Raw genomic sequence first — 12,040 nt, forward strand, 5'->3', positions numbered from 1 at the left:
ACAACGCCATATGGCGGATTGCAGCGTCAGCGGCCGATCGCGGTCCGCTCGAGAGGGCTGCGTGACGGATTTCGCCGCGGCACCTGCGCGGCAGGCCCGGCCCTCTCTTAATCGCTCGTCCCTCGGATCGCTCCATCACGCGGGCGGTCTCCTGACATCGGATCGCGATGAAGGCCGTGCAACGCGCGCGCCTTGCGGCGATCCCGCTGCCAAATACCAAGAAGATTCAACTTGACCCAGTTTACCGATTTCGGCCTCGCGGCGCCGATCCTGAAGGCGCTCGCCCAGGCCGGCTACGTCACGCCGACCCCGATCCAGGCCCAGGCGATCCCGCCGGCCATGCAGGGCAAGGATCTGTGCGGCATCGCCCAGACCGGCACCGGCAAGACCGCCTCCTTCGCGCTGCCGATCCTGCACCGCCTCGCCACCGAGGGCGCCGGCAAGCCGGCCCCGCGCCGCTCCTGCCGCGTGCTGGTGCTCGCCCCCACCCGTGAGCTCGCCAGCCAGATCGCCGACAGCTTCAAGGATTACGGCCAGTTCCTGAAGCTCACCACCACGGTGGTGTTCGGCGGCGTCACCATCGGCCGCCAGGAGCGGGCGCTGGCGGGCGGCGTCGACGTGCTGGTCGCCACCCCGGGCCGCCTCCTCGACCTGATCGACCGCCGCTCGCTCACCCTCGACGGCGTCGAGTACCTGGTCCTCGACGAGGCCGACCAGATGCTCGACCTCGGCTTCATCCACGCCCTCAAGCGCATCGTGAAGCTGCTGCCGGCGCAGCGCCAGAGCCTGTTCTTCTCGGCCACCATGCCGAAGAACATCGCCGGCCTCGCCGACCAGTACCTGAAGAACCCCGTGCAGGTCGCGGTGACCCCGGTCGCCACCACCGCCGAGCGGGTCGACCAGAAGGTCGTCTTCGTGCCGACCGGCTCGAAGCAGCAGCTGCTCGCCACCATCCTGCGCGACGAGTCGATCGACCGGGTGCTGGTCTTCACCCGCACCAAGCACGGCGCCGACCGCGTGGTGCGGGGCCTCGAGCGCGACGGCATCGGCTCGGCGGCGATCCACGGCAACAAGTCGCAGCCGCAGCGCGAGCGGGCGCTCGCCGCCTTCCGTGCCGGCACCTGCCGGGTGCTGGTGGCGACCGACATCGCCGCCCGCGGCATCGACGTCGACGGCGTGTCCCACGTCGTCAACTTCGACCTGCCGAACGTGCCGGAGGCCTATGTCCACCGCATCGGCCGCACCGCCCGCGCCGGCAAGGACGGGCTCGCGATCTCGTTCTGCAACGACGAGGAGAAGGCCTATCTCCGCGACATCGAGCGCCTGACTCGCCAGAAGGTGCCGGTGATGGCGATCCCCGAGGGCTTCGTGCCCCCGAGCCGCGAGGAGGCCGCCCAGGCCGTGGCCGAGGCCGAGCGCGACCGGCGCCAGCCCGGCTCCGGTCCCCGCGGCCAGCGTCCCGGCGGTGGCCGCCAGGGCCAGCAGCCCGGTGGGCGCCAGGGCCAGCCGGCCGGCCGTCAAGGCCAGCCGCGCCACGGCGCCGGCCGTCCCCAGGAGCACCGCGAGCCCCGCGCCCATGACGGTCGCGGCGGCCAAGAGGGCCGTTCGGCCCGGCCGCAGGGCCAGGGTCAAGGCCGGCCGCAGGGCCAAGGCCAGGGCCGCCCCCAGGGGGGCCAGCGCGCCGACGGCAACCGCCAGCAGCGCCCGGCGGGCGGCGGGGCCAACCGTGACGGCCGCTCGATCGGCTGGCTCGACCGCGCCCCGCGCTGATCGACCCGATCTCCGTTGACGGATGAGAGGCCCGCGTTCCGGACAGGAGCGCGGGCTTCTCGCATTCCGGGTCTCGCCGACCGAAGGGAGCGCCGCCCATGGCGGCGCCCCGAGGCCCGCGGCCATCTGTGAAGCGAGCGTATCCCCACACCACGCCGAAGGCCGCGATCAGGCCGCCATCTTCCGGATTGCTTTCTGTCGATACATATCGGCGTCGGCGACTTCGAACAGTTCGTTGAACGTCGTCTCGACGGTCCAGAACGCACATCCGACACTGGCGCCGATCTTGATCGACTCGCCGGCGATGAGCAGGTTCCGATCGAGGAGCAGGCCGAGGGCGGCGGCTCGCTTCCGCACGTCCCCCGCACTCGCCGTCTCCATGATCAGGGCGAATTCGTCGCCTCCGAGCCGGGCGACCGTTTCACGATGATCGACGTTGAGCTTCAGCAAGGATCCGATGTGACGCAACACGTCATCGCCGCGCCGGTGGCCGTGGCGATCGTTGATCGGCTTGAAACCATCGAGGTCGACGACGACCAGTCCGAATCCACGATGCTCGAGCCTCGCCCGCGTGATCGCATGCGCGACATCGCGTTCGAGGCGGCGCCGGTTGGCGAGGCCCGTCAGGGGATCGGAGAATGCGGCATCCGACAGGATGTCTTCGTGTTCTTTTCTCTTGGTGATCTCGACCGAGACGCCGACGATCCGGCACACGCGACCGGATTGGGGATCGACGACAGGCGTCAGGGTCGTGCGCCACCATCGCGCCTCGTCGCCGCTGCCGATCCGCTCGTCGTATTCATGCAAGGCTCGTTTCGAAACACACTCCGAGTAGCGAGCAAGGATGTGCTCGGCAACCTCCGGCGGAACGCACTCTTCGACGCGCCGTCCGATGACATCACATATTTCGACATTCATTGCTTGAGCGTCGGCGCGGTTGATCGCCACGACCCAGAAATTATCATTCGAGCATATATCGATGACGAATGCCGGGATCCCAATCAAATCGATATCGATACCTAGCATTGATCGATCTCCTCCATTCCGGAGAACTAACATGAATTGGCTCAACGCGGCGTTAAGTGGCAGAGCTTGAAACGATTCGGCCTCTCGGAATGGTAGTCATATTTCATTATGATTAACATGCTAAGTATATAATCGTCCAACATGTAAATATGTTGTAAATCGAAGGCCGTCCGCCGACAAAATGAACGTCGCACGTAGATTATTGCCCGTCACGCGTCACGCCATGGAGACGCGGCGTTTCTCCACCCACCCTTGCCACCCAGCCAAGCGTAAGTCTGTACCCTGGGGAACGTGACTGACGCAAGGATACTCGCGCGCGGCCATCGACGTCCCGTCGAATGCCCCGGCACCACCGAGGCATTCCGGAGCGCGTCGGGGGCTCGAACCTCGCCGCGCGTCGCAAGCCGTGCCCCGTTTCCGGAGGGCCTGCGCTTCGACCCCTTCCCCCGGCAGTCGAGCGCCCATGACCGGCCGGGACGCGAATCCCGTCATTGCCTGGCCCGCCCGGTACACCATCTCTTGGGTCTGGCATGTCCAGCACAGGAGACCCCGATGCGCTTCGAACTCTATCGCGACGGCAAGGGCGAGTGGCGCTGGCGCCTGCGGGCCGAGAACGGCGAGGTGGTGGCCGATTCGGGCGAAGGCTATGTCCGCCGCGAGGATTGCGAGCACGGCATCGCGCTCGTGAAGGGCGCAACCAACGCCCGCGTCGACGACATGACGCTCAAGATGGCGTGACGACGCCCGGCGTCAGGCTGCCTCGGAGCCGAGCTTCCGGATGTCGGCCCCTGCGGCGAGCGAGGTCGAGGCGTCGAGAACCTCCAGGGCGACGAGGCGGCCCTCCGCGTCGAAGTCGAGGATTGACCTTCTCTCAACAGACGATCCGTGCGCCGGCTTCCAGATCGTTCCGTGCTCTCGCTTCTGCCTGCATCCGGCACCCTATTGTTCATCTCATGACGCAAGCGGCGCAACGCTTTTCGCCCCTCGCGCGTTTCCGCGGTCCATGCCTCCCTCCGGAGGCCCGCATGAGTAAGGGACCGACCACGTGCTGAAGACCGTGATGCTGGCCGCCGGCCTGATCCTGGGTGGCGTCGCCGCCATGCCGCAGGGGGCGACCGCCGCTCCCCTGACCGAGACCGCTGCCGCTCCCGACGTGTCCGCAGTCCCGACTGCCTGGGCGCAATACGGCTATTACGGCCGCCACCGCCATTGGGGCCCGCGCCACGGCTATTACGGCCATCGCCGCCATTTCGGGCCGCGCTACGGCTTCGGCGGCCCGCGCCACTGGGGTCACCACCGCGGTTGGGGCCACCATCGCGGCTGGGGCCACGGCCCGCGCGGCTATTATCGCGGCTTCTGAGCCGTTGCGCTGGCCGGCCGCCCCATCCGGGGCGGCCTCGCCGCATTCTCGCCGCATCCATGACCTTGGCTGTGCAAGCCTGGCCGTTCCGGCGGCCGGGCTTGGCGTCTCGAGCGGGTCCGCCTTCGCGGCGGGCCCGCCCCACAACCAAGGGGAACCGGAATGTCGCACAGCATCGCGGAGCGCCGTCGGCGCATCGAAGCGCAGCTCGAGGACTACGAGCGGACCCTCGCCGAGATCCGCTCCTCGGCGGGCTTGGGCGGCAACAGCCGCGCCCTCCAGCTCCAGCATGCCCGCCTGATCTCCGAGGCGCGGACCGAACTGGCGTCGCTCGACGCCGAAGAGGCCAGCCTCTAGGGAGCAGCCCGATCCCGGTCCCGCGGCCCTACGCGGGACCTTTCAGGACGGCGCAGGCGGTGTCGTACAGGTTCACGATGTCCTGCGGGTAGATTCGCAGCCCCGACGCCGCCATCTCGGCTCGCGACCACCAGCGATGCTCGGCCAGGGCCTCGACCTCGTCGGGCGTCCAGCCGTCGCGGGAGAGGGGAGCGGTCCCGGCCCGCAGCGCGAAGAAGCGCTCCCGCGCGCTCACCCACTCGCCATCCATCAGCTGCATGGTGAAGGCGCGCTCGCCGATCTCCGGCGCCGCCTCCGGGCAGGCAAGGCCGGTCTCCTCCCGCAACTCCCGGATCGCCGCCTCCAGGAAACTCTCGCCCGGCTCGACGGCGCCGCCCGGCGTCGCCCAGTACTCGCTGCCCGCGAGCGCGCCCGTGCGGAAGGCGAAGCGGAACAGCAGCAGCCGGTCCTCGCCGTCGAGGACGAGGAGCCGGGAGGCGAGGCGCTCGCGCATCGCCGCCTAGTGGTAAGGGTCGGCCGCGTCGCGCAGGCCGTCGCCGAGGAAGTTGAAGGCCAGCACCACGATCACCACCGGCAGGATCGGTGCCAGCAGCCAGGGATGGAGCTGCACCGCCGCGAGGTTCTGCGCCTCGTTGAGCAGCACGCCCCAGCTCGTCACCGGCGGGCGCAGGCCCAGCCCGAGGAAGGACAGGGCCGTCTCGCCGAGGATCATCGAGGGGATCGACAGGGTCGCCGACGCGATCAGGTGGCTCATGAAGTTCGGGATCAGGTGGCGGGCGATGATCCGGCTCTTCGAGGCACCCATTAGCTCGGCGGCGCGGACGTAATCCTCCTCGCGCAGAGCCAGAAGCTTCGAGCGCACGGCGCGGGCGAGGCCCGGCCAGTCGAGGAGCCCGAGGATCAGCGTGATGCCGAAGAAGACCAGGATCGGGCTCCAGTTCGGCGGCAAAGCCGCCGAGAGCGCGAGCCAGAGCGGCAATTCGGGCAGCGAGCGCAGGATCTCGATCACGCGCTGGATCACGTTGTCGACCCAGCCGCCGAGATAGCCGGCCAAGCCGCCGAAGAACAACCCGAGGGCGAACGACACCGCGATGCCGACGAGACCGACGGTAAGCGAGATCCGGGTGCCCGAGATGATCCGCGAGAGGAGATCGCGCCCGAGCCGGTCGGTGCCGAGCAGGAACATCGTGCCGTCCTTGGGCGGGCAGACCACGTGCCAGTCGGTGTCGACCAGCCCCCAGAAGGAATAGCCGTCGTCGCGGCAGAAGAACCGCAGCGGCTGCACCTTGGTCCGGTCCACCGTGTAGTCGCGGTGGAACGTCTCGATGTTGAAGGTGAAGTGGTAGGGATGGGTGTAGGGTCCGACGAACCGGCCCTCGTGGAAGAGATGGATCGATTGCGGCGGCGCGTAGAGGTAGTCGCCGTGGCGCTTGGCCGGGTTGTAGGGCGCGATCACCTCGACGAACGGGATCAGGGCGTAGAAGGCGATCAGGATCAGCCCCGCCGCCACCGCGACCCGGTGCTTGCGGAACTTCCACCAGGTCAGGCGCCAGGACGAGGCGCGGTCGACGGCGCTGCTCTCGGCGCCCACCGGCTCGGTGCGGCCGGGATCGAAGGGGGCGGTGTCGACGAAGTGGTGCGGCCGGTCGCGCAGCTCCAGGCTCATCGGCCAGTTCCCCCAAGACGGATGCGCGGATCGAGCCAGGCGAGCAGCAGGTCGGAGACCAGCATGCCGATCACCGTGAGCATCGCCACGAACATCAGGATGAAGCCGGCCAGGAACTGGTCCTGGCTCTTGAGGGCGGCGAGCAGGATCGGCCCGACGGTGGGCAGGCTCAGCACCAGCGACACCAGCACCGAGCCCGAGATGAGATGGGGCAGGAGGTTGCCGATATCGGCGATGAACGGGTTCAGCGACATCCGGAACGGATACTTGATCAGCGCCCGGGTCGGCGGCAGGCCCTTGGCGCGGGCCGTCACGACGTATTGCTTGCCCAGCTCGTCGAGGAGGTTGGCGCGCATCCGCCGGATCATCGCGGCGGTGCCCCCCAGCCCGATCACCAGGGTCGGGACGACGAGGTGGGCGAGGAGCGAGCGCACCTTCTCCCAGGTCCAGGGCAGGCCGGCATAGGCACTGTCGTAGAGCCCGCCGATCGACACCCCGAACCAGCGGTTGGCGTAGAACAGCATCACCAGGGCCAGCAGGAAGGACGGGGTCGCGAGCCCGATATAGCCGATGAAGGTCGCGACGTAGTCGCCGATCGAGTATTGCCGCGTCGCCGAGTAGAGGGCGATCGGGATCGAGACCAGGTGGACGAAGATCACCACCGCCAGGTTGACGACGAGGGTGAGCCAGAGCGCGTCGCCGACCACCTCGCGCACCGGGCGGTCATACTCGAACGACCAGCCCCAATTGCCCTGGATCAGGCCGTTGAAGGCGCCTTCCGGGTTGGGCCACAGGCCGATCCAGCGCAGGTACTGCTCCCAGACCGGGCGATCGAGGCCGTATTGTTGCATCAGGAACTGCGCCTTGGCGACCGAGGCCGCCTCGCCCTGCGAGCGCAACTCGGCGATCTGGTTGGTGAGGAAGTCGCCCGGCGGCAGCTTGATGATGACGAAGACGAGGGCGGAGATGATGAGCAGCGTGACCGCCATGGTAAGGAGGCGGCGGGCGAGGTAGCGGATCACCGCGACGCCTCCTTCGGGTTCGGCCCCCAGAAGAACTGGTCCATGCGGTAGATCCCGATCAAGGCGGTCGGCTTCCAGCTATAGGTCTGCTTGTCGGGCACGTTGAGGAGCCGGGTCTTGGCCACCACCGGCTGGAGCGCGCCCGAGACGGTGCCGATCACCCACTGGTTCTCGGCCCGGTTCCGGAGCATCTCGCCCCAGATCCTGGCCTGCTCGGTGTTGTCGGCGGTGGCCATCCAGCGGGCGTTGAGGTCGATGAGCACCTTCGCGGCAGGGATGTCGCAGGGCTCGCCCTCCTTGCCCTTGGTCTCGACGTACTGGCCCCATTTCGGCCAGGCATAGGTGTCCTGGTGAACCGGGGCGAGCTCGTCCGGCGACATGTCGGCGGTCGGCATCGCGAGGTCGAGCCCTTGCGCCGCCACCATCACGGCGGCGCCGGAATAGGCGCGGTTGCGCAGGACCGTGCGGTCCTGCGGCTTGACGAACAGCTTGACGCCGATCTCGCGCCAGAATTCCGAAATCAGGGTCAGCCCGTCGGTGAGCATGCTGCTCTCGCCGTCGGTCTCGACCACGATCTCGAGCTCGCGCCCGTCGGCCAGCAGGCGGATGCCGGCGCCGTTGCGCTGCGTCAGCCCGATCTCGTCGAGGAGGCGGGAGGCCTGCGCAGGGTCGTAGCCGGCATTGAGGGTCCGGTATTCCGGCCTGTAGAGCGGGCTCTTCTCGACCACCGTGTCGTTGCCCTCGGTGCCGAGCCCGAACAGCAGGGCGTTGTTGAGAGTGCGCCGGTCGATGGCGAGCGAGAGCGCGCGGCGGTAGCGCAGGTCGCGGTTGAGCTGGCGCCAGACCGGATCGGTGACGGTCAGGTTGGGGTAGAGCGCGAGTTCCGAGCCGCGGGCGGTGGGCCAGAGATGGGTGCGGTAACCCTTGGCCCGCTCGCCCTCGCGCAGGATCGGAATGTCCTCCATGTTGAGGCCGCGGAACAAGAGGTCGGCCTCGCCGGCATTGGCCTTGGCGGCGAGCAGGCCGCCGGCCGCGACATCCATGAAGACCTTGTCGATGTAGGGCAGTTGCTGCCCGTTGGCGTCGACCCGGTGGTAGTACGGGTTGCGCACGAAGACGAAACGGGCCGCCGGCGCCGTGTTGGTGACGCGCCAGGGCTGGAGGGTCGGCAGGTCCGGGTTGGTCTGCTCGAACATCGCGTCGAGCCGGTTGTGGAGCGCCGCCCAGCCCTTGACCTTCGCCTGCTTCACCAGCGGCTCGATCTCGGCCTTCGGCGTGTAGCGTGGGTTGAACTTCTTCAGGTAATGGGCCGGCCGGTAGATGAACGGATCGCGCGGCGAGGCCAGTTCCGGCAGGAAGCGGGGGTTCGGCTTGTCCCAGGTGAAGCGGACGTGGAGCGGATCGATCACCTCGAAACGCGGCGGCCGGCCGTCGACTATCATGAATTCCGGCGGGCCGGACGGGCTCAGGTCCTTGGCATTGGCGACGTCCTCCCACCAGTAGCGGATGTCCTCCGCCGTGAAGGGCTGGCCGTCGGACCAGCGATGGCCCTCGCGCAAGGTGAAGGTGTAGATCCGGTCGCCGTCGTTCTCGACCTTGTCCAGGATGTCGGGCTTCAAGGCCAAGGTCTCGTCGTAGCCGACGAGGCGGGTGTAGCTGTAGGTCGAGATGTAGCGGATGTCCCGGGCCTTCGAGACCAGGGTGACCACGTCGCCGCCGGGCTTGCCGATCTGGCGGCCTTGGGTGGTGGACTCGACGACGAGGGGTTGCTTGGGCAGGCGGTCCGCGGGGGATTCGGCTGCGAGGGCGGGGAGGGCGCCCAACAACAGGAGGGACAGGGCGATGCCCGCCCAACCCTCCCCCTCTGCGGGGGAGGGTGCCCCGCGGAGCGGGGCGGGAGAGGGGCAGCGCGACGCTGATCCAGCTGGCGCCCCTCAGAACGGTTCAGTCTTTTCCGGAGCCCGGGTTCCCCTCTCCCGGCCTGCTCCGCAGGCCACCCTCCCCCGCAGAGGGGGGAGGGGTGAGCCGTCGCGTCCTTGAAAAGGCGTCGGAACCCGAGCGTCATGTCCCGTCCCTCCCGTGCAGGCGCACCCAGGTGAGGCGGGTGGGCGAGTAGCCGGTCGCGGCGTGCAGGTCGTCGAAGGCGTGGGTGGCGGCGATGGCCGCACGCGCTGCCTGCGCCTCCGGGTCGTCCGGCCGGTAGACGAATTCCCGGCCGTTGCGGCGCCAGCGCACCGGCTCGCCGGAGCGGGGCGCGGTCAGCATCGCGATGGTCGGGAAGGCCGGACCGCCGTGGGAGTGGAGGCGGTGGGCCGCGGCGTCGTCGTCGAAGACCAGCCGCGTCAGCCCGCGCTCGCGGGCCTCCAGCACCCGTCGGGCCTGGCTGATGTGGTCGTCGAAGAACCCGACCGCCCGGTCCGCCTCGAGACGCGGCAGGCGCGCCGCCGACCAGTCGCCCGCGTGGTAATGCGCTTTGGCATCGCGGTAGCGTAGGCCGGAGAGGTCGGGATCGAAGCAGAAGATTTCGGCCTCCGGGCAGGCCTGGCGCATCACCCAGGTGGTGAGCCCGCGAAACACCCCCGATTCGACGATCACCTCCGGCTTGAGGGCCCGCATCAGCACGTAGAGCTGCAACGCGCCGTTGAAGCCGTTGCCGCCGCGCTTCTGCGCCACCGGCGCCGTCGCGATCAGGTCCCAGAAGGTCGCGACGGCCGCGCGCGTCCCGCCGGGCAGCGACAGGCCGGAGGCGGCCAGATCGTGGTCGAGGCGCGCGGCGGCGCCGGCGATCAGCGCCTCGGTCTCGGGGCCCGAGAGCGGGCGGTGGTTCCAGTCGGACACCGCCGGGACGAGGTCGTAGCCCAGCCGATCGAACAGGCGGCCGAGGAAGCGGCGGCGCAGCCGCTCGACGAAGGGATGGGGACGGAGGGCGGCGCCGTGGGACATCGGAATCTCGTCGAGAAAATCAGGCGGCTTGCCGGAGCACCGGCCCGGCGACCCGGACGCAATGGCCGGGCTCGATCTCGGTCATGGTGCCGGCCGCGCCGCCGGTGAGGCGGTAGGGCTCGGGCCAGCTCGCGGGATCGGAGAAGCGGTCGCTCATCAGCAGCTTCAGGTCGAGGGGGTGGTCGAGATCGGGTTCGGGCACGGCGGCGAGCAGCGCCCGCGTGTAGGGATGGGCGGGGTTGCGGAACAGCGCCTCCTTCGGCGCCTCCTCGACGATGTAGCCCCGGCACATGACGGCGATCGTATCGGCGATGTAGTCGACCACCGCGAGATTGTGCGAGACGAACAGGTAGGAGACGCCGAGGCTCGCCTGCAGGTCCTTCAACAGGTTGAGCACCTGGGCCTGGACCGACACGTCGAGGGCCGAGACCGGCTCGTCGCAGAGCAGCACCCGGGGCTTCAAGGCCAATGCCCGGGCGATGCCGAGGCGCTGGCGCTGGCCGCCCGAGAAGGCGTGCGGGTAGCGCCGCAACGACGACTGGTCGAGCCCGACCATGTCCAGGAGTTCCTTGGCGCGCTCGTAGCGCTCGTCGGCATTGCCGACGCCGTGGATGCGCAGGGGCTCGGTCAGCAATTCGTAGACCGTCATCCGCGGGTTGAGCGACGAGAACGGGTCCTGGAACACGAACTGCACCGCGCGGCGGAAATCCTTCAGCTCCCGGTCCTTGAGAGCGAAGACGTCGCGAGGCCCGCGCCCCGAGCCGTCGTCGAAGGTGACGGTGCCGGAATCGGGGCGCAACGCCCGCATCACCACCTTCGACAGGGTGGTCTTGCCGCAGCCCGATTCGCCGACGAGGCCCAGCGTCCGGCCCGGATGCAGCTTGAGCGACACGCCGTTGACGGCGTTGATGGTGCGGGTCTTGCCCTTGAACCAGCCCGAGCGCAGGGTGAAGGACTTGCGCACCCCCTCGATGGCGAGAAGCGGCCCGGCCGGATCGGGCCGGTGCGGCTCGCCGGCCTTGCGGGCCAGCACCGCGCTCTTCACCTCGCGGATCGGGGTGAGGCGCTCGCCGGGCTCCATGTGGAAACGCGGCACCGCCCGCATCAGGGCCTTCAGGTAGGGATGGCCGGGCCGGCGGAAGATGTCGTCCCGCGAGCCCGCCTCCATCACCCGGCCGCGATACATCACCACCACGTCGTCGGCCATGTTGGCGACGACGCCGAGATCGTGGGTGATGAGCAGCATCGCCATGCCGGTCTCGGCCTGCAACTCGCGCATCAGCTCCAGGATCTGGGCCTGGGTCGTCACGTCGAGCGCCGTCGTCGGCTCGTCGGCGATGAGGAGGGCGGGCTTCGTGATGAGCGCCATCGCGATCATCGCGCGCTGGCGCAGCCCCCCGACAACTCGAACGGATAGGTGACGAGAGCCCGTTTCGGATCGGGGAAGCCGACGCGCTCGAACACCTCGATCGCCCTCGCCCTGGCCTGGTCGGCCGAGACGTCGGCGTGCAGGCGCAGGGCCTCGGTGACCTGGTCGCCGACCGTGTGGAGCGGCGACAGCGAGGTCATCGGCTCCTGGAAGATCATCGCGATCCGCCCGCCGCGCAGCGACTGCATCCGGGTGGAATCGGCCTTCAGCGCCGCGATGTCGGTGACGCCCGGCGGGCTGGCGGGATCCGACAGGCGGATCTGGCCGCCGCTGATCCGCGCGACCTTGGGCAGGATCTGGAGGATGGCCTGCGCGGTGACCGACTTGCCCGAGCCCGATTCGCCGACGAGGGCCACGGTCCGGCCCGCCGGCACGTCGAGGGACAGGCCGTCCACCGCCCGGAACGCGCCGGTATCGGTGGTGAAATCGACCGTGAGGTCGCGGATCGACAGGAGCGGTGCCGTCAT

At 69.0% G+C, this 12,040-nt stretch carries 10 protein-coding genes and 1 pseudogene; 4 read left to right on the forward strand and 7 right to left on the reverse strand.

From position 1 onward, the window contains the following. The first annotated feature begins 231 nt into the window (after positions 1 to 231). Entirely contained in the window at positions 232 to 1,770 is a 1,539-nt protein-coding gene (locus F1D61_RS09935) for a DEAD/DEAH box helicase (protein ID WP_203157699.1), read from the forward strand. 168 nt (positions 1,771 to 1,938) lie between these two features. On the opposite strand, the gene F1D61_RS09940 is transcribed toward F1D61_RS09935, so the two are convergent. After that, positions 1,939 to 2,796 carry a GGDEF domain-containing protein gene (locus tag F1D61_RS09940; RefSeq protein WP_203157700.1) on the reverse strand — a complete coding sequence of 286 codons (858 nt, stop codon included), beginning with the start codon at positions 2,794 to 2,796 and terminating at the stop codon, positions 1,939 to 1,941. A gap of 552 nt (positions 2,797 to 3,348) precedes the next feature. Between F1D61_RS09940 and F1D61_RS09945 the strand changes: the two genes are divergently transcribed. The 3 genes from F1D61_RS09945 (at position 3,349) to F1D61_RS09960 (ending at position 4,513) form a co-directional block, all read left to right on the forward strand. Beyond that, complete coding sequence (locus F1D61_RS09945) at positions 3,349 to 3,534, forward strand: YegP family protein (RefSeq protein WP_203157701.1); 186 nt, start codon at positions 3,349 to 3,351, stop codon at positions 3,532 to 3,534. Between the two features lie 307 nt (positions 3,535 to 3,841). After that, complete coding sequence (locus F1D61_RS09955; RefSeq protein ID WP_203157702.1) at positions 3,842 to 4,156, forward strand: hypothetical protein; 315 nt, start codon at positions 3,842 to 3,844, stop codon at positions 4,154 to 4,156. A 162-nt stretch (positions 4,157 to 4,318) separates the two neighbouring features. Continuing rightward, positions 4,319 to 4,513 (forward strand): hypothetical protein, encoded by a 195-nt coding sequence (locus tag F1D61_RS09960; RefSeq protein WP_203157703.1) that lies wholly within the window; start codon positions 4,319 to 4,321, stop codon positions 4,511 to 4,513. A gap of 28 nt (positions 4,514 to 4,541) precedes the next feature. On the opposite strand, the gene F1D61_RS09965 is transcribed toward F1D61_RS09960, so the two are convergent. The 6 genes and pseudogenes from F1D61_RS09965 to F1D61_RS09990 form a co-directional block, all read right to left on the reverse strand. Further along, complete coding sequence (locus tag F1D61_RS09965) at positions 4,542 to 5,006, reverse strand: NUDIX hydrolase (RefSeq protein WP_203157704.1); 465 nt, start codon at positions 5,004 to 5,006, stop codon at positions 4,542 to 4,544. Positions 5,007 to 5,012: 6 nt separating this feature from the next. Next, positions 5,013 to 6,179 (reverse strand): ABC transporter permease, encoded by a 1,167-nt coding sequence (locus F1D61_RS09970; RefSeq protein WP_203157705.1) that lies wholly within the window; start codon positions 6,177 to 6,179, stop codon positions 5,013 to 5,015. Continuing rightward, positions 6,176 to 7,201 (reverse strand): ABC transporter permease, encoded by a 1,026-nt coding sequence (locus F1D61_RS09975; RefSeq protein WP_203157706.1) that lies wholly within the window; start codon positions 7,199 to 7,201, stop codon positions 6,176 to 6,178. Before F1D61_RS09975 ends, F1D61_RS09970 begins: the two co-directional genes overlap by 4 nt. Then, positions 7,198 to 9,027: an ABC transporter substrate-binding protein gene (locus F1D61_RS09980; protein WP_432443239.1), complete on the reverse strand. Its 1,830-nt coding sequence runs from the start codon at positions 9,025 to 9,027 to the stop codon at positions 7,198 to 7,200. Before F1D61_RS09980 ends, F1D61_RS09975 begins: the two co-directional genes overlap by 4 nt. A 235-nt stretch (positions 9,028 to 9,262) precedes the next feature. Continuing rightward, positions 9,263 to 10,144, reverse strand: a complete 882-nt coding sequence (locus F1D61_RS09985) for a hypothetical protein (protein WP_203157707.1) — start codon at positions 10,142 to 10,144, stop codon at positions 9,263 to 9,265. Between the two features lie 19 nt (positions 10,145 to 10,163). Then, positions 10,164 to 12,040: pseudogene (locus F1D61_RS09990) on the reverse strand (ABC transporter ATP-binding protein).

The organism is Methylobacterium aquaticum (genome assembly GCF_016804325.1).
Taxonomy (GTDB): Bacteria; Pseudomonadota; Alphaproteobacteria; order Rhizobiales; family Beijerinckiaceae; genus Methylobacterium; species Methylobacterium aquaticum_C.

Excerpts from the sequence above, each read along its gene's own strand:
- F1D61_RS09940 (WP_203157700.1), bottom strand. The coding sequence starts at position 2,796 with ATGCTAGGTATCGATATCGATTTGATTGGGATCCCGGCATTCGTCATC.
- F1D61_RS09945 (WP_203157701.1), top strand. The coding sequence starts at position 3,349 with ATGCGCTTCGAACTCTATCGCGACGGCAAGGGCGAGTGGCGCTGGCGC.
- F1D61_RS09960 (WP_203157703.1), top strand. The coding sequence starts at position 4,319 with ATGTCGCACAGCATCGCGGAGCGCCGTCGGCGCATCGAAGCGCAGCTC.
- F1D61_RS09965 (WP_203157704.1), bottom strand. The coding sequence starts at position 5,006 with ATGCGCGAGCGCCTCGCCTCCCGGCTCCTCGTCCTCGACGGCGAGGAC.
- F1D61_RS09970 (WP_203157705.1), bottom strand. The coding sequence starts at position 6,179 with ATGAGCCTGGAGCTGCGCGACCGGCCGCACCACTTCGTCGACACCGCC.
- F1D61_RS09985 (WP_203157707.1), bottom strand. The coding sequence starts at position 10,144 with ATGTCCCACGGCGCCGCCCTCCGTCCCCATCCCTTCGTCGAGCGGCTG.